Below are 17,598 nucleotides of genomic sequence, written 5' to 3'. Positions count from 1 at the left end.
CTACCGATTTTAGGAGATCAACATGACTGCAGTTACTGCGAGCATGGTAAAAGAATTACGTGACCGTACTGGTCTTGCAATGATGGAATGCAAAAAAGCATTAACAGAAGCAGGCGGTGACATCGAACTTGCGATTGATAACCTTCGTAAATCAGGTCAAGCAAAAGCTGCTAAAAAAGCAGGTAACATTGCTGCTGATGGCGCGATCACAATTATTCAAAACGGTAACAAAGCGATTCTTGTTGAAGTTAACTGTCAAACTGACTTCGTTGCTAAAGACGAAAACTTCAAAAACTTCTCTGATAAAGTTGCTGCTGCTGCACTTGCTGCAAACGAAACTGATGCTGCGAAAATTGCTGAATTGAAACTTGAAGACGGTGCTACTGTAGAAGAAGCTCGTGTTGCACTTGTTCAAAAAATCGGTGAAAACATTCAAGTTCGTCGTGCTCAAATCGTTGAGGGCGAAAACTTAGCTGTTTACAAACACGGTTTAAAAATTGGTGTTGTAGTTTCTTACACAGGTGATGCTGACACTGGTAAAGGTATTGCAATGCACGTTGCTGCGTTCAACCCAGTTGCTGTAAGTGCTGAAGCTGTTCCAGCTGACTTGATCGCTAAAGAGAAAGAAATTGCTGAAGCAAAAGCTTTAGAATCTGGCAAGCCTGCAAACATCGTAGAGAAAATGGTTTCAGGTTCAGTTGATAAATACTTGAACGAAGTTGCTCTTGATCGTCAAATGTATGTTATCGACAACGATAAGAAAGTTGCTGATGTACTAAAAGCGACTGGTACAGTTGTAGCTCAATTCGTTCGCTTCGAAGTAGGTGAAGGCATTGAGAAGAAAGCTGAAATGAGCTTTGCTGATGAAGTTGCTGCTGCTCAAGCTGCTGCTGCTCAATAATTTTTACTGATTCAGTAAAAATGAAAAAACCCAGTCGATTTGACTGGGTTTTTTATTGATTGAGACATTTAAATTTTCTTACTCAGTATGCTGTTCTTTAAATTTAGCCAATGCTTCAATGCGGTATTGAATCAGCATTTCACCAATTTCCGCACCTTGAATATGATCAGGCAAATCTTGTGCTCTAATATTTCTCACGATTTCCATCGCATCCAAAACATACTGTGCTTGCGGGTAGGGGCGATCTTCTAGACCTAAACGACCTTTAGCATCACATTCACAGGCTTGGACAAAAGCAAGGACCTTTTCAGGTCTACGTAATACATCTAAACGTTGCAATAAACGCCATAATGTTCCTGGTTTAAGATTTTTAACTTGATGACATTTCAAATGTTCTTTACAAACAATTAGCGCTAAATTTTTAAGATATGTTGGTACTCTTAAACGATCTGATATCTCAGTTACAGGTTGTATACCACGTTCTTCATGTAGGATATGCCGTGGTAATTCATCAACGGGTGTAAGGGCTTTGCCTAAGTCATGAACCAATACAGCAAAACGGACTTCAAGTGGATAGTTTGCCACACAAGCCTGTTTAAGTGCCATTAGGGTATGGATACCACAGTCGATTTCAGGATGGTACTCAGGACGTTGAGGCACGCCAAATAAAGCATCGATTTCAGGGAAAAGAATTTTTAAAGCATCACAGTCCTTCAATGTTTGAAAATAGAGATCTGCATGATCTTCCATCAATGCTCTTGATGTTTCTTTCCAAACACGCTCAGGCGTTAAAGCATCTAACTCACCTGATTGTGCAATATCTTTCATGAGTTGCAATGTTTCATCAGCAATACGAAATCCATAGCTAGCATAGCGTGCAGCAAATCGAGCAACACGGAGTACGCGAAGAGGATCTTCAGTAAAAGCATCTGAAACATGACGTAAAATTTTATGATCTAGGTCTTTTTGACCACCATATGGGTCATAAACTTTACCAGAGTCATCCATTGCCATCGCATTAATAGTGAGATCTCGGCGAATCAAATCTTCTTCTAATTTTACGGTTGTATCTGTAAAAAACTGAAAACCATGGTAACCCATCCCAGATTTACGTTCTGTGCGCGCAAGTGCATATTCTTCTTTTGTTTTCGGATGCAAAAAAACGGGGAAATCTTTTCCAACGGGTTGGTAACCTTCAGATAATAATTGCTCGGGTGTTGCTCCAACCACCACATAATCTTTTTCGTGATAGGGGTGACCGAGCAAATGATCTCGAACAGCACCGCCTACTAAATAAACTTGCATGAAAAGACCTCTATTCTTCACACAATCATGCTACAGAATAGAGGTTTTCTCAAGTCTTAAGCGAAGCTTTTATAGGCAAGCTTCACTAAAGGTTATTAGTTTTGGCTTTGTTGAATTTCAGCAACAGTAAGTGCTGTCATATTCACTAAACGACGTGTAGTCGCTGTAGGTGTTAAAATATGGACAGGTTTAGCTGCACCTAAAAGGATCGGCCCAATGGTTACATTATTGCCTGAAGTTGCTTTCAATAAATTGAAAGAAATATTTGCAGAATCAAGGTTTGGCATAATTAATAGATTAGCAGAACCTTTGAAACGTGAATTTGGATAGGCAAAATGACGGATAGTATCATCTAAAGCTGCATCACCATGCATCTCACCCTCAACTTCAAGTTCAGGTGCTTGTTCAGTCAGTAAGCGGTAAACTTCACGCATTTTTTGAGCGCTAGGATCAAATTGATCACTACCAAAACTTGAATGAGAAAGTAGAGCAACACGTGGAGTGATACCAAAACGACGAACTTCTTCAGCTGCTAAAATTGTCATTTCAGCAAGTTGTTCAGCAGTAGGATTAGTATTTACATACGTATCTGCAATAAACAAGTTGCGATCTTCAAGCATCAATGCATTTAAGGTAAAGAATGTGCTGCGACCTTCTTTTAAACCAATCACGTTTTTTACGAAATCTAAATGGATGTCGTAGCTTGAATAGGTACCACATAACATACCATCTGCTTTACCGAATTTTACCAATAAAGCTGCAATCAATGTCGAACGACGACGTGCTTCGCGTTGAGCATATTCAACGGTTACGCCTTTGCGTTGCATCGTGTTGTGGTAGTCTTTCCAAAAATCATCATATAAAGGATTGGTTTCTTGATCAACGATCTCAATATTTACGCCGTGTTGTAAACGTAAACCCAGTTTCTTGATGTTGTCTTCAATAACGGCAGTACGACCAATAAGAATAGGTTTAGCTAAACCTTCGTCAACAACAATTTGTACTGCACGTAATACGCGTTGATCTTCGCCTTCAGCATAAGCAATGCGCTTAGGATCTGTTTTTGCCTGAGAGAAAATTGGCTTCATCAAGAATGCAGAGTTATAAACAAACTCAGAAAGTCTTTGACGATATGCAGAGAAATCTTCAATTGGGCGAGTTGCAACACCAGAATCCATTGCAGCTTTCGCAACAGCAGGTGCAATTTCTAAAATCAGACGTTGATCAAGTGGGCGAGGGATAAGGTAATCACGACCAAATGATGCAGATTTTTCACCATAAGTTGCTGCGTCTGCTTCAACATGTGCCATGCGTGCAATTGCGTGTACACAGGCAATTTTCATTTCTTCGTTAATCGTTGTTGCACCAACATCGAGTGCGCCACGGAAGATATAAGGGAAGCAAAGCGCGTTGTTTACTTGGTTCGGATAGTCTGAACGACCCGTTGCCATAATCACATCTGGACGAACTTCATGAGCATGTTCAGGTAAAATTTCAGGATCTGGGTTCGCAAGCGCAAAAATAATTGGATTTTCAGCCATTACTTTAACCATTTCTTTGGTTAAGATTCCTGCGGCAGAAAGACCCAAGAACATATCAGCGCCCGTCATTACTTCATGTAATTGCGATGCTTGAATGTCTTGAACATAACGTTTTTTAGACTCATCAAGTCCTTCACGAGATGTAGTCAGCAAACCACGTGAGTCTGCAACAACGATATTCTGTTTATTTACACCGAGAGCGCAAAGTAAATCTAAGCAAGAAAGTGCGGCAGCTCCTGCACCAGAAGCGACAATTTTAATTTCATCGATTTTCTTATTAACGAGTTGTAATGCATTGAGTAATGCAGATCCAACAATAATACTGGTACCATGTTGGTCATCATGGAATACAGGAATTTTCATGCGTTCACGAAGTTTCTTTTCAATGTAGAAACATTCTGGCGCTTTGATATCTTCTAGGTTAATACCACCAAATGTTGGTTCTAATGAAGCAACAATATCCACAATTTTGTCTGGATCATTTTCAGCAATTTCGATATCGAATACATCAACTCCAGCGAACTTTTTAAATAGAACGCCTTTACCTTCCATAACTGGTTTAGAAGCAAGAGGACCAATATTTCCTAAACCAAGCACTGCTGTACCATTACTTACGACGGCGACTAGATTTCCACGTGCTGTGTATTTCGCAGCAGCAGAAGGGTCACGTTCGATTTCCAAACATGGAGCGGCAACACCAGGGGAATATGCAAGCGCTAAATCTCGTTGGTTAACGAGCTGCTTGCTAGGTGTCACACTGATTTTTCCTGGTGTTGGAAATTCATGGTAATACAAAGCGGCTTGTTTTAAAGATTGATCGTCCATCTGAGTCTCGATTGTTCCGATAACCACCAAGTCTATATACCTGATGATTATATTAAAATAAGTGCACAAGAATATAGCACTAGTTCATGCATTCGCACAGTCAAAAAAGCTTATTTTCACTGAACGTTAAAGCTTATTGACAATTTTATTTGTGCCCAAATTAACAGCAAAAAAGCTTGAAAATGCTATTAAATGGAATATCTTGCGGTTGACAGTCGCATGTGTTGTTGAAGATATTTGGTTGCATGTACAGCTGTTAATGGTTTTGCAAATAAGTAACCCTGTAATATGTCACAGTTTTGTCGTTTCAAATATTCCCGTTGCTGTTCTGTTTCTACACCTTCCGCAACAACTTTTAAGCCAATCGTTTTACCCATAGCAATCATGGCATTAACGATCGCATCTTGTTTAGGATTACCGATTTTTGAAATAAAAGCACGATCAATTTTAAGGATGTCAATTGGATATTCGGTTAAGTAAGCGAGGGATGAATAACCTGTTCCAAAGTCATCAAGTGCTATCGAGATATTGCGTTCTTTAACAGCATTTAGAACCGTTTTCACACTTTCTGTATTTTCCAAAAATGCAGATTCTGTAATTTCTAATTCTAAATTTTCACCCGAAATTGCATACTGTTCTAAAACGGCATCAATATCGTGAAGTAACTGACCACGTAATATCTGTTGAGCAACAATGTTTACACCAATATGGATATGATGAAATCCTAACTTTTTCCATGCTTGTATTTGCTTGGCTGCTTCATAGAGTACGAATCGACCGATATCGGAAATGAGACTTGTACTTTCTGCTAAAGGGATAAAGATATCTGGCATGATCAAACCCTTCGTTGGATGTTTCCAACGAATCAGGGCTTCAAAACCGTTGATTTGACAATCTTTAGCAAAAATTTTAGGTTGATAATAAACAACCAACTCATTATTTTGAATGGCTTTTCTTAGATCTAACTCTAAATCAGTATGTTTCGCAACGAAATTAGTTCGTTCACTAGAATAGTAACGAATGGTATTACCACCCAATCGTTTTGCTTCAGTTAGCGCTTGTTCAGCATGAGTATTTAAATTATCAACTTGTCGACCATGTTCAGGATAAATGGCAACACCAATTGAAATACTCACCACATATTCTTGATCTGCAATATAGAACGGTTTACTAAAGGCTTCGACAATATTGCTGCACAGTTGATTGATTGGTGGATGTAGTGGTGACATTTCATAAATGATTGCAAAATCATCGGCGCTTAAATGTGCAACCAATAGCGCATCAATATTACTAATTCTCAGTCTTTGCGCGACTTGTTTTAATAATTCATTTCCTGCTTGATTGCTCAACAATTCGTTGAGTGCTCTGAATCTATCAATATTTAAACGAATAACAGCAAGATGCTGAATAGAGGCTTCATTAACTAAATATTGGTGGAGTTGTTGATGATAATAAAAACGATTCGGTAGATCAGTCAGGGTGTCATAATTGGTTAGATAAGATAAACGCTGTTCTTGATGTTTACGTTCTGTCTGATCGGAAACAATCCCGATATAGTTAATCACTCTATCTGATTCATCTTTTACGGCATTGATATGCATCCATAAAAAACATGATTTTTCAGAAAGATAGGTTTCCTGGAATTCGCCTTCATACTCGTGTTCTTCGTGTAAAGTATCAAGAATAGAGAGATGGAAGTTATGATGGTGTTGTTTATTTTGTTTAGTAATTTCAAATAATTGCTTTTTTAAAATAAATTGCTTACTCAATCCTGACAATTGTTCATATTTAGGATTCACTTCAATAAAATTGAAATTTTCATCTAGAATGAAGATACCTTCAGAAGCTTGCTCAAATACACTTGCAGCGAGTTTTAATCTTTCTTGATGTTTCTTTTCTTGGTTGATATCGCGATGAATACCGACCATTCGTAAGGGTGTTCCGTCTTTTTTATTACGAAGAATGACTTGTCCTACATCATGAATCCACGTCCATTCACCAGTAGGGCGTTTAATACGAAAAGTTTCTTCATAACGGTCAGTTTGTCCACAGAGATGAGCGTACAAAGTGTTTTTTACACGTTCGACATCATCAGGATGTACGATTTTATGTAGAAGCGAGTAGTGATTACTAGAATCTCGAGTAACTTCTTTACAATGAGAGTTTGTGATACCAACGGTATTATTTTCTAAGTTCCATTCCCAAGGTCGAATGCCTGCTGTCTCATGTGCAAAGGCTAAGTTTTGACGATGTTCTTGTAAGCTTTCATTCATCTCAGTCAAGTCATAGGTACGTTCTCTAACTTTCTGTTCTAATAAATGATTATTAAATTGTAGCTGGGCTTCAATATCTTTTGATTTGTTAACTTCTCTTTGCAGTTGTTGGCAAAGCTCTTCAGTCCATTGATTATGTTGTTCTGCAATGTCAATTAATTGTTTATTTTTCTCTAACACTTGCGAAAGACGTTGATGGATTTTGAAGGTGGCTTGAGCGCAGAGTAATGTCGCTAAAAAAGAAGAATAATAGGCGAGATAAAATAAACTATGTTCTTGATCACGATGAATAAATTGTGAAATGACTAAAGGTGTAATGCTTGGAATAAAAAAAAGGAAAAAATAACGAATATGCTGAGTTAAAAATGTCAGTGCAATAATGTGAGATGAGGTCAGTAATAGCGCAGTTAAAGTCAGTATGTGTGAAGCCGATAACGTAGGAACATCTTTTATGAGAAATGAATTAATAACGATGGTACTAATTCCCAATAATAATCCAGTTAAAAAGCATATGATTTGAAAGGTAATATTGGTTTTCTGAGCAAAGCGTACTGATGAATAATGTTTTAATGAGAAATGACAAATCGTATAGAAACACAACAGAGAGATGAGCGTGATTGCCATCCAAACTGAAAAGACATTACTATCAAACGAATAAAAAAAACCAAATAAAACATAGTCTAATAGTGAAATACAAAACACGCTTAAAACAAATAGGCGCACATGATTAGGATAGTTAATTTGATCCGTATAAACAAAATTTGACAAATTTTTTTCCTGAACCCCTAACATATAAAGAATAATCCTTTTCATTTTTATCTCTGTTTACAGTGTTTGTTTTTGTGTAAACATGATTGTATTTTATTTTAAATTACCGCTAAACCCAGCTGAAAGCAATCCAAAACTTTAATTGCTAGCGAAGTGATAATTTAAAATAGATAAGGCTACAACTGGAGCGGTTTCAGTCCTTAAAACACGGTCTCCAATACACCAGTTTTTAAAATGATTTAAATTTGCAGTGTTAATTTCTGCTTCACTTAAACCACCTTCAGGTCCTATGAGTAAAGCTAAATTATTTTGGCTGTTTTGCAATACATTTTCTTGATTTTTGTTTGGTGCTAAAACAAAACGAGATTCAGGCAGATTAGAACTGAACCATTCATCCAAACTAATTGGTGCTAACACTTGGGGAACACGATTCATTCCACATTGTTCACATGCCGCAATTGCAACCGATTGCCAATGATCCAACTTTTTTTGATCACGATCATATTTAAGTCGCATTTCACAGCGTTCACTGGTCAATAACTGAATCGTCGTAACACCAAGTTCAGTGGCTTTTTGAATCGCATAATCCATACGATCACCTTTGCTCATAACTTGACCTAAAACAACAGTAAAAGGTGCAGTACGATCTACTGAATCAAATTGATCAATAGAAACAAACGCATTTTTTTTATTAATTTCAGTGAGTGTTACAACATACTCACCACCTTTTCCATTGAAAAAGATGGCTTGTTCTTGCTCTTTCGCGCGTAGTACACGCACCCAATGATGAAATACCGATTCAGTTAATTCAATGGTATTGCCAGTATTAAGTTCGGTTTCGATATAAAAACGATTCATGTTTGGGAGCGGCTCGTACAAATTAATTTAAACCCAGATCAACAACGAGTTGTCGAGTTGGTTCAGTTTGGTTCATAGAATAAAAATGGAGTGTTGGTGCACCACCAGCAATCAAGCGTTCGCAAAGCTTTACAATGACTTCATGACCGAATGCTTTGATGCTCGCGCTGTCATCCCCATAAGCAGCGAGTTGCTTGCGAATCCAACGTGGGATTTCTGCACCTGTACCATCTGCAAAGCGAATTAGATTACTTGCATTGGTGATCGGCATAATACCTGGTGCAATAGGGATATTCACACCTGCTTTAGCAATGCGCTCGATGAAATAGAAATAAGCATCTGGATTGAAGAAAAATTGGGTAATACCAGCATTCGCGCCTGCATTTACTTTTTCAACAAAACGCTGAATGTCAGCATCAAAGGTATCAGCTTGAGGATGCATTTCTGGATATGCTGCAACTTCAATATGAAAGTGATCACCAGAATGTTCACGAATAAAGCGAACTAAGTCCTGTGCATAAGGCAACTCACCTAAACCAACCTGACCCGATGGTAAATCACCACGCAAAGCAACGATGCGATCAATGCCTTGTGATTTGTATAAATCTAAAAGTTCAGCGATACGCGCTTTGTCATCACCGATACATGAAAGGTGAGGGGCTACTGGTGTACCTTTGCCATTGAAATCATTAATTGCAGCTAAAGTACGTTCACGTGTAGAACCGCCCGCACCATAGGTAATCGAGAAGAATTCTGGATTTAATAGTTGTAGTTCTTGATGAACAGTTTTTAACTTTTCCGCACCTGCATCAGTTTTTGGTGGGAAAAACTCAAAAGAAATAGGAACACGTTTTGTCATTTCAAATCCTTTTTAAAATCGCTTGGAAATTTTAGAAAAAAGGGCAGTCCGTCAAACGCCTGCCCTAGTTTTCTTAGTATTTATAAGCGTCAGATTTGAATGGACCTTCTACAGGCACACCAAGGTAATCGGCTTGTACTTGAGTCAACTGAGTTAACACGCCACCAAAGCCAAGAACCATTGCCGCAGCTACTTCTTCATCTAATTTCTTAGGAATTAGTTCTACACGGATTTTCGCAGCTTTTTGATCTTCAGGAAGATCGGCAAATTTCTCAGCGAACAAGTGCATTTGACCCAACACTTGGTTAGCAAAAGAACCATCCATAATACGTGATGGGTGACCAGTTGCATTACCTAGGTTAACCAAACGACCTTCAGAAAGAAGGATTAAGTAATCATTTTCATTTTCTGAACGATACACTTGGTGAACTTGAGGCTTAACTTCAACCCATTTGTAACCACGAAGGTAGTTCGTGTCGATTTCAGTATCAAAGTGACCGATGTTACAAACTACTGCGCCTGCTTTTAATGAATCAAGCATTGCTGCATCACAAACGTGGTAGTTACCCGTTGTCGTTACGATAAGGTCAGTGTTTTGAAGAAGGTCAAAGTTGATGTCTTCTTTCTTGCCTGTTTGAACGCCATTTTTGTATGGAGATACAACTTCGTAACCGTCCATGCATGCTTGCATTGCACAGATTGGATCTACTTCAGTTACACGTACAATCATGCCTTCTTGACGAAGTGATTGCGCAGAACCTTTACCTACATCACCGTAACCGATCACAAGTGCACGACGACCAGATAACAACATATCTGTACCACGTTTGATCGCATCATTTAGAGAATGGCGGCAACCATATTTGTTGTCGTTTTTAGATTTCGTTACAGAATCATTTACGTTGATTGCAGGAACTTTTAAAGTACCATCACGTAACATTTCATACAGACGTTGAACACCTGTTGTTGTTTCTTCAGTTACACCATGGATTTTTGCAATCACTTCAGGGTATTTTTCGTGAACAAGTAGTGTTAAATCACCACCATCATCAAGAATCATGTTGGCATTCCAAGGTGTGCCATTTACATTAATTTGTTGTTCAAGACACCACATGTATTCTTCTTCAGTTTCGCCCTTCCAAGCAAACACAGGAATACCCGCAGCAGCGATAGCAGCAGCAGCGTGATCTTGAGTAGAGAAGATGTTGCATGATGTCCAACGAACTTCTGCACCAAGTTCAACCAATGTTTCGATGAGTACAGCCGTTTGGATTGTCATATGAATACAACCCAAAATTTTTGCACCAGCAAGTGGTTTTTCAGCCGAATAACGCTTACGTAAACCAATCAAAGCTGGCATTTCTGCTTCAGCAAGTTTGATTTCTTTACGGCCATAATCAGCGAGTGAAATATCAGCAACTTTATAATCTGTAAATGAAGCAGTAACCGCGTTCATCAGGATCTCCTAGAAAAATAGTATGGATCATTCTGTTCGCGGATGCCGTTGTTGGTTAAAGCGAGTGTCTAACCGATGGTCGAGCCTGGCAAATTGATCTTTAGTACCAATCAATCGTCGCAGCATCCCTCGACTACCGCGATATAATACTTGGAATTCAAGTTTGTTCCAATGTTATTTTATGAGAGATGGTCAGAAAATGAAGGGTTAATCAGGAGAAAATTTAAATATTGGGAACTTTAGAGATTAAGGATTCCAAATCCATTTGGAACCCTGATTGCATATCTATTGCTAAGATCATGCTTTTAAATGATCTTCAAATTCTTCACCGAGTTGCATTGCTAAAGCATTACCAGATAAGTCGCAGGTGACTAAACCATATTCTTTTTTAAAACTAAATGTAAAGCCACGATTATCTGTAAGATTTTTAACAGAGTATCCTAATTTTTCCAACCAAATACGAAAAGCCAATACGTTTTTTGCTTTAACAACTCTATTTTTCATATCTGAACTCCATGTGAATGAATATTTATTTATTAATAAGGGTCAACTAAAATTTTTTAAAGGGGTGTTGCATATATTTATTTTTCTTCATGTAAGTAATGTAATAATAGATTAATTGAAACTGAAGCAAAACTTAATTTTTAAGTAAAAAATTTTTTAATTTAATGAATTATTTAAATATTTTAATAATAGAGTTTATTGGGCTTTAGATTGAATTAAATGTAAAAAATAATTTCATTTTCCACTTTTTTAAAATGGAAAATAACAAAGTTAAAACTTAAAAATTTACTTAAAATTGATCTTTAAGACCGCGGATATGCGCAAACTCTTCAACACTTTCAGTGCGTAAAAAAGGGTTGGTTGCCAATTCTAATTCGATATTGCTTGGTAAAGTCATTTTTTCTGTTTCCCTAAGCATTTTTACTTCTTTATACCGATCTTGAAGCGCTACGTTATGAGGTTCCACAGTTAAAGCAAACTCAGCATTGGCAAGGGTATATTCATGTGTGCAATATACTTTAGTTTGGATTGGTAGTGCTGCGAGCCGATTTAGTGAGTGATACATTTGCTCGGCTGTACCTTCAAATAAACGACCACAGCCCATTGCAAATAAGGTGTCTCCACTAAATAAGGTATCAATTTCTTCAATAAAATAGACAATATGACCGAGCGTATGACCTGGGGTGGCAATAATCTCGACTTTTAAATCGTTGAAATAAAAATGATCGTCGTTTTGCAATGGATTTGATACAAATGACATTTTACTTAATTCTTCTCTAGGTCCGTAAACAGAAATATTTTGATCAGCCAACAAACCTTGCACACCTTCAGTATGGTCACGATGCCAGTGTGTGAGCCAAATTTGTTTAATTTGAAGTTGTTGTTGCTCACAAAAAAGAGTAACTAAGCTTGCTTCAGTTGGATCGACTACAACAACCTCTTTTGTGGAGGTATCTTCCAATAACCAAATATAGTTTTTTAAGGCGTTTTTTACGTCAATAGCATGAAATTTATAATGCATATCCGAGTCCTAAATCTTTGTTTAATGTGGTTATTGCTATTGAATGAGATTAATACATTCATTATTTACAGTGTAAGTGCAAAAAGTAAAGAGTGCAAAGCACTTGGAGATTTAGCTTTGAGTATTGACTGTTTAGGGCAGATTGTGACTGCTTATGCAGCTCTTTATTTTTATGATTGACAAGTAAAGTATTTTCTATGAGTATGATATAAAAGTTTTATAAGTTAATGATTTATATTCATCTTTACGATTATAACGATATTTAATTAAAGCTAAATAATTTAAAAAATTAGATTTAACAATATAAGTACATATCGTTTAGCAAGGATGAAGCATTTATAAATCAAAGAAGAAGAGAGGGAATTATGTCTGATTTGATAGATCATGAAGTGGTCACTATTTTCAAAAAATATTTATATCCTCTATCCAACAAACTTACTGAAATGCTGAATGAACATTTTAGTCATCAAACAGAGCGCCGTGGATGTGGATATACTCAAGCCACTCGTGTAATTGCAGAATATGTTTCTCAGCAACGTGATCTTTTGGGTTTCCAAGATCTTCGCATTTTTGAAGATTATGATACGAAAGCACTTAAAAATATTTTGAATCAATCTTCTTCGTATGGTTTGGTTTTAGATACTTGGAGAAATTTAGATATCAATCCAGAAGTACAGAAAACTTTGGAACATTTAAATCCACAGGAAATATTTACCCAAAATTTGCAGCAAGAATCTGATTTTCAAGCTGGTTTAAGAAAAATTTATGAGCACGCTGAACTTGAAGAAAGTATTCTCATTTGTCAGTTGCTCGCTGACATTATTCTTCCTCAAGATGTACACAATATTAGGATGATCGAATGCCATGCTTTAGAAGAAAAACCCAAAGTAGGCTCTTGTCCGATGGCGGAAAAGTTTTTTCTTCGAATTGCACATCACCGTTTACTTAGACAAGGTGAAATCAATATATTTGTTGATGAAAACGATCAACCGATTATGATGGAAAAACTGAATATGGGAGATAACCATTCCTGTATTAGCTTAGTTCCCTTAATGATGAATGGTGTAAGGCTACCTGCGGGAAGTTTATTTTCTGCAAACTACGAAATTGATCAACTCGAAAAACATCAAAACAAACAATATAAAGGATTTGTGATTCCAATTTCTGCGATGAATGGTTTTTGGTTTTTAAGGCTAACGACCTTGGCGATCTCTCCTAAAAATCGTGCACGCGCATTTGGATATCATTTTAAACAACAGGTTGATAATGGATTATTTCGACCAGATACGACTGAATTGAGCCAATTGATGGAAATTGCTCATGATCAAATCTATGTAGGACATCCATGCTAAAAGCTTGTTATTCGCCACGCTATTATGCTCAAACGCATACCAATAGTATGGAAAAACTCACGGCAGTTGCGGATGTATTGCGGACTGAAAAATTGGTTGAGTTAATAGATCCTGGATTAATCGATGTCGAGATATTAAAGAGATTACATCATCCGCAATTTGTTGAAGCTTTTTTATCTGGCGAAACTGCTTTCGCAACAATTCAAGGATTTAAACCTTGGAATGAGCAATTGCGTGATGCCATTCTATCTGTGCAAGCTGGGCAGTTAATTGGAGCTGAAATCGCACTGAAAGAGGGAATTGCTTCGAATATTGCGCAAGGTTTCCATCATGCGAGTTATGAATCTGGTGCAGCATATTGTACTTTTAATGGTTTAGCTTTGGTTGCAAAACAAAATCCTGAAAAACGGATTTTTATTTTAGATTGTGATCAACATGGTGGTGATGGCACAGCAATTTTTACCAATCGAATGACCAATTTGATCAATTTTAGTATTTTCGGTATTCGGTTTGGCTGTAAGGCTGGTGAACGCAGTTTGACGCGCTATATCCATCCTAAACAAGGAAATTTTGATTTATACCGTGAGGCTATTTTTGAGGCTTTTCAGTATGCGTCTCGTTGGGAGGCAGATTTAATTATTTATCAGGCCGGTATGGATTGCCATCAACATGATAAATATGGCTCAAAATGGTTTACCACTGAACTGCTTTTTGAAAGAGATCGTATCGTCTTTGAAATGGCAAAAAAAATGAAAATTCCTTTACTGTTTGTGTTGGCAGGAGGATATCAAGCACTGGATGATTTAGTACCTTTGCATGTCAATACATTTAAAGCAGCAAATGAAATTTACTTTCCCAAGAAGGGCTAAGATATAAAAAACGCTCGAAGTGAGCGCTTTTTACAACGATGAACTAGCGTAATTTGGCTAACCAATCGCCAAGCATTTGCACCATTTGTACCAAAAGTAGTAAGACAATAACCGTTAAGATAACCACACTAGTATCAAAACGTTGATATCCATATGAAATCGCCAAGTCTCCGATTCCACCAGCACCAACAGCACCAGCCATTGCAGTTGCACCGATTAAGGAAATCGTACCTGTGGTTAAATTCAGAATAAGAGAACTGCGGGCTTCTGGAATAATAAATTTAAAAATAATTTGCCAAGGTGAGGCACCCATTGCTTGTGCAGACTCGATAATACCTTCATTCACTTCGAGTAAAGACGTTTCAATTAAACGACCTAAATACGGACCGACATAAATTGTTAAAGGTACAATTGCTGCCCATGTTCCAATTGAAGTGCCGACAAGCATTTTTGTTAAAGGAATAACAGCAATCAATAGGATGATAAAGGGAAGGGAGCGAAGTGCGTTGACAATAGGATTGAGAAAGTAGTAAATCGCTCGATTTTGTAAGATACCACCAGTACGCGTCACAACAAGTGTAATGCCTTGTATTAAGCCCCAAATACAGCCAAATAACAGAGAGAAGAACACCATTTGAAAGGTTTCTTGTAGAGCTGTAACGAATTGGTCAATTGATAGTGAGCTATGCCAAAATGGAGCTGTCACTTGAGTGAGCCACTGTACTATGAATTCTCTCATTGACTGACTCCAGATTGCTCAACTTTCACACCTTGAAGTTCTAGAAACTTAATTGCGTCTTCAATAATAATCGGATCACCTAAAAGCTGTATAAACATTTGTCCTATCACGGTGCCGTTAATTTCAGTCATATTGGCGAACAAAATATTTAAACTCAGATCAAACTGTTTAATAACCGCTTGAATTACTGTTTCTTGAGCTGAAGTACCTAAAAACTGCAAGCTATAAATACTATTATGATGTTTGTGCTCAAGATTATTCAAAATATTGATTGGTAGCTGTTGCTGTAAAACTGTTTGGATAAATGTTTTAGTCGTTGAATGTTGTGGTTGACTAAAAATGCTTAAGGTTGGACCTGTTTCAATGACGTGCCCAGCTTCCATTACAGCAACATAATCACACACTGATTCGATCACATCCATTTCATGCGTTACCATGACAATAGTGATATTTTGTTCCTGATTAATTTTCTTTAATAGTGCTAGAACAGACTTCGTGGTTTGTGGATCAAGTGCAGAAGTTGCTTCATCACAAAGTAGGATTTTAGGATGATTTGCTAAAGCGCGGGCGATACCGACACGTTGCTTTTGACCACCTGAAAGTTCATCAGGGTAAGCATCTTTTTTATGTTTGAGGTCAATAAAATCCAATAACTCGGCAAGTCGTTTTTCACGTTCAGCTTTGCTATGCCCCAGCAATTTCAATGGCATTTCAATATTTTCAGACACAGTTTTGGTCTGGAGTAAATTAAAGTGCTGAAAGATCATGCCAATGTTTGCACGTTCTTGACGAAGAGTGCGCGCATCTAAAGCGGTAAAGTCTTTCTGATTAATAATGACTTGACCTTGAGATGGGCGCTCAAGCAAATTAATCAAGCGGATTAACGTACTTTTACCTGCACCACTATAGCCAATAATGCCAAAGATACTGCCTTCTGGAATCTCTAAATTAATTTGATCCAGGGCTTTGATCGTTTGACCTTTAAGCTGATAGTGTTTCGAAATGTTTTTAAATTGGATCATGTTCGTCAATACTAAGCAGAAAAGAAAAAACAGGCAAAGTCACTTTGCCTGTTTCATTGAGAAGATTATATTACGAATTCGCTTCTGTGAGATAGCTTGTCGGTTTATTTACGTCGACTTTAGTGCCCGCGAAATGCTCTTGTACATATTTCTTCACAGCTTCAGTGTGGTAAAGCGCGCCAACCTTTTGTAATACAGCATCATCTTTACGAGATTCAGCAGTAGCTAAAACATTGACGTTGAGCTTTGTACTTTGGTCAATTGGCTCATAGAAAATAGCATCTTTTAGAACGTTTAAACCACCTTCCATCGCAAGTGTATTACCTAACAAAATCGCATCAACTTCGTCTTTAACACGAACTGCTGTCGCCATTTGAATAGGTTTGATTACGATTTTTTTCGCATTTTCAATAATATCAGCAGGCGTACCTTTTACTGGATCAAAGTCAGCTTTAAGTTTGATTAAACCTGCGCTTTGTAAAAGTAATAGAGCACGTGACTCGTTTGCGCCGTCATTTGGAATAGCAATTGTTGCGCCTTGAGCAAACTCTTCAACTTTTTTAACTTTGCTCGAGTAAATACCCATCGGCTCTAAATAAGTTGTTGAAACAGGAGCGATCTTATCTTTATTTGCAGCATTAAAAGCAACAAGGTAAGCATAAGATTGGAAAGCATTTAGATCAACTTCTTTATTGGCTGCGGCAGTGTTCATTGCTACATAGTCAGTGAAGTTTTTAATTTCGAGTTTAATACCAGCAGCTTTAGTTTCAGGCAAAGTTGCAATATAACGCCAAATATCAGCATCAGAACCAGTAGACGCGATAACAACTGTTTGAAGTCCAGCAGCATCACTTTTTTGCTCAGTTGAAGTTGCATCAGGTTGCTTACTGCATGCTGCGAGTAATAATACCGATACACTTAAAAAAAGACTAATTAGCTTTTTCATGTATAAATCCTAATCGGAAATAATGTCGAGGAAATTATCATTTCACTAGCATTAATGATTGCAATGGGTTTTTATGTTGTAAATTGGCATTGCACTTAAATCATTACTTGCATGACTTAGAAGTACTGAAAGAAGTGCGTGGTGTTACAACATCATAAAAATTGATGAATATTCATGTTCTAAATCAGTATATACATCTAGGATGTGAAGTACTCATCAATTTCAAAACTAAATTGGGTTTAGATACCGTTGATATTTTTAAAATTGATAATTCAATCAACTGAAAATACTTGAAAAAATATCTTTTAACAAAAAAGAGCATCTAAAATTTCGGCAATCATAGCAATAATTTTAGTTGG

At 37.3% G+C, this 17,598-nt stretch carries 14 protein-coding genes; 3 read left to right on the top strand and 11 right to left on the bottom strand.

Annotation, left to right across the window (positions count from 1 at the left end):
- Nucleotides 1-22 precede the first annotated feature (22 nt).
- Nucleotides 23-901: a translation elongation factor Ts gene (gene tsf, locus NGC85_RS11445; protein ID WP_005062559.1), complete on the top strand. Its 879-nt coding sequence runs from the start codon at nucleotides 23-25 to the stop codon at nucleotides 899-901.
- Nucleotides 902-979: 78 nt separating this feature from the next.
- Here the strand turns inward: tsf and NGC85_RS11440 are convergent, their stop codons facing one another.
- The 8 genes from NGC85_RS11440 to gloB form a co-directional block, all read right to left on the bottom strand.
- On the bottom strand, nucleotides 980-2,206 hold the full coding sequence (locus NGC85_RS11440; RefSeq protein WP_169111275.1) for a multifunctional CCA addition/repair protein: 1,227 nt from the start codon (nucleotides 2,204-2,206) through the stop codon (nucleotides 980-982).
- Nucleotides 2,207-2,301: 95 nt separating this feature from the next.
- Entirely contained in the window at nucleotides 2,302-4,572 is a 2,271-nt protein-coding gene (locus tag NGC85_RS11435; RefSeq protein ID WP_005054849.1) for an NADP-dependent malic enzyme, read from the bottom strand.
- A 188-nt stretch (nucleotides 4,573-4,760) separates the two neighbouring features.
- Nucleotides 4,761-7,637 carry an EAL domain-containing protein gene (locus NGC85_RS11430; protein WP_254805592.1) on the bottom strand — a complete coding sequence of 959 codons (2,877 nt, stop codon included), beginning with the start codon at nucleotides 7,635-7,637 and terminating at the stop codon, nucleotides 4,761-4,763.
- A 114-nt stretch (nucleotides 7,638-7,751) separates the two neighbouring features.
- On the bottom strand, nucleotides 7,752-8,471 hold the full coding sequence (locus tag NGC85_RS11425) for a 16S rRNA (uracil(1498)-N(3))-methyltransferase (RefSeq protein WP_254731264.1): 720 nt from the start codon (nucleotides 8,469-8,471) through the stop codon (nucleotides 7,752-7,754).
- Nucleotides 8,472-8,493: 22 nt separating this feature from the next.
- Nucleotides 8,494-9,330 carry a methylenetetrahydrofolate reductase [NAD(P)H] gene (metF, locus tag NGC85_RS11420; RefSeq protein WP_005062554.1) on the bottom strand — a complete coding sequence of 279 codons (837 nt, stop codon included), beginning with the start codon at nucleotides 9,328-9,330 and terminating at the stop codon, nucleotides 8,494-8,496.
- A 73-nt stretch (nucleotides 9,331-9,403) separates the two neighbouring features.
- Complete coding sequence (gene ahcY, locus NGC85_RS11415) at nucleotides 9,404-10,786, bottom strand: adenosylhomocysteinase (protein ID WP_254731261.1); 1,383 nt, start codon at nucleotides 10,784-10,786, stop codon at nucleotides 9,404-9,406.
- A gap of 297 nt (nucleotides 10,787-11,083) precedes the next feature.
- A complete protein-coding gene (locus NGC85_RS11410) occupies nucleotides 11,084-11,290 on the bottom strand; it encodes a hypothetical protein (RefSeq protein WP_004654498.1) in 207 nt (68 codons plus the stop codon).
- A 289-nt stretch (nucleotides 11,291-11,579) separates the two neighbouring features.
- Entirely contained in the window at nucleotides 11,580-12,311 is a 732-nt protein-coding gene (gene gloB / locus NGC85_RS11405; RefSeq protein WP_254731258.1) for a hydroxyacylglutathione hydrolase, read from the bottom strand.
- Nucleotides 12,312-12,676: 365 nt separating this feature from the next.
- Between gloB and NGC85_RS11400 the strand changes: the two genes are divergently transcribed.
- Nucleotides 12,677-13,663 carry a hypothetical protein gene (locus NGC85_RS11400; protein WP_254731254.1) on the top strand — a complete coding sequence of 329 codons (987 nt, stop codon included), beginning with the start codon at nucleotides 12,677-12,679 and terminating at the stop codon, nucleotides 13,661-13,663.
- Nucleotides 13,657-14,532, top strand: a complete 876-nt coding sequence (locus NGC85_RS11395) for a histone deacetylase (RefSeq protein ID WP_254731251.1) — start codon at nucleotides 13,657-13,659, stop codon at nucleotides 14,530-14,532. The genes NGC85_RS11400 and NGC85_RS11395 overlap by 7 nt, the downstream gene beginning before the upstream one ends.
- Before the next feature lie 43 nt (nucleotides 14,533-14,575).
- Here NGC85_RS11395 and NGC85_RS11390 read toward each other — a convergent pair whose 3' ends face one another.
- From NGC85_RS11390 to NGC85_RS11380, 3 genes are all read right to left on the bottom strand, one after another.
- Nucleotides 14,576-15,271 carry a methionine ABC transporter permease gene (locus tag NGC85_RS11390; RefSeq protein WP_254731248.1) on the bottom strand — a complete coding sequence of 232 codons (696 nt, stop codon included), beginning with the start codon at nucleotides 15,269-15,271 and terminating at the stop codon, nucleotides 14,576-14,578.
- Complete coding sequence (locus NGC85_RS11385; RefSeq protein ID WP_254731245.1) at nucleotides 15,268-16,293, bottom strand: methionine ABC transporter ATP-binding protein; 1,026 nt, start codon at nucleotides 16,291-16,293, stop codon at nucleotides 15,268-15,270. Before NGC85_RS11385 ends, NGC85_RS11390 begins: the two co-directional genes overlap by 4 nt.
- A 70-nt stretch (nucleotides 16,294-16,363) precedes the next feature.
- Nucleotides 16,364-17,239, bottom strand: a complete 876-nt coding sequence (locus NGC85_RS11380) for a MetQ/NlpA family ABC transporter substrate-binding protein (protein WP_254731242.1) — start codon at nucleotides 17,237-17,239, stop codon at nucleotides 16,364-16,366.
- Nucleotides 17,240-17,598 lie beyond the last annotated feature (359 nt).

It is taken from the genome of Acinetobacter sp. Z1 (assembly GCF_024296945.1).
In the GTDB taxonomy this organism is placed as follows: Bacteria; Pseudomonadota; Gammaproteobacteria; order Pseudomonadales; family Moraxellaceae; genus Acinetobacter; species Acinetobacter beijerinckii.
This window is presented reverse-complemented; position numbering and strand designations above follow the sequence as displayed.

Bases quoted from the DNA above. Each gene is read 5' to 3' on its own strand.
- tsf (WP_005062559.1), top strand. From the start codon at position 23: ATGACTGCAGTTACTGCGAGCATGGTAAAAGAATTACGTGACCGTACT.
- NGC85_RS11440 (WP_169111275.1), bottom strand. From the start codon at position 2,206: ATGCAAGTTTATTTAGTAGGCGGTGCTGTTCGAGATCATTTGCTCGGT.
- NGC85_RS11435 (WP_005054849.1), bottom strand. From the start codon at position 4,572: ATGGACGATCAATCTTTAAAACAAGCCGCTTTGTATTACCATGAATTT.
- NGC85_RS11430 (WP_254805592.1), bottom strand. From the start codon at position 7,637: ATGTTAGGGGTTCAGGAAAAAAATTTGTCAAATTTTGTTTATACGGAT.
- NGC85_RS11425 (WP_254731264.1), bottom strand. From the start codon at position 8,471: ATGAATCGTTTTTATATCGAAACCGAACTTAATACTGGCAATACCATT.
- metF (WP_005062554.1), bottom strand. From the start codon at position 9,330: ATGACAAAACGTGTTCCTATTTCTTTTGAGTTTTTCCCACCAAAAACT.
- ahcY (WP_254731261.1), bottom strand. From the start codon at position 10,786: ATGAACGCGGTTACTGCTTCATTTACAGATTATAAAGTTGCTGATATT.
- NGC85_RS11410 (WP_004654498.1), bottom strand. From the start codon at position 11,290: ATGAAAAATAGAGTTGTTAAAGCAAAAAACGTATTGGCTTTTCGTATT.
- gloB (WP_254731258.1), bottom strand. From the start codon at position 12,311: ATGCATTATAAATTTCATGCTATTGACGTAAAAAACGCCTTAAAAAAC.
- NGC85_RS11400 (WP_254731254.1), top strand. From the start codon at position 12,677: ATGTCTGATTTGATAGATCATGAAGTGGTCACTATTTTCAAAAAATAT.
- NGC85_RS11395 (WP_254731251.1), top strand. From the start codon at position 13,657: ATGCTAAAAGCTTGTTATTCGCCACGCTATTATGCTCAAACGCATACC.
- NGC85_RS11390 (WP_254731248.1), bottom strand. From the start codon at position 15,271: ATGAGAGAATTCATAGTACAGTGGCTCACTCAAGTGACAGCTCCATTT.
- NGC85_RS11385 (WP_254731245.1), bottom strand. From the start codon at position 16,293: ATGATCCAATTTAAAAACATTTCGAAACACTATCAGCTTAAAGGTCAA.
- NGC85_RS11380 (WP_254731242.1), bottom strand. From the start codon at position 17,239: ATGAAAAAGCTAATTAGTCTTTTTTTAAGTGTATCGGTATTATTACTC.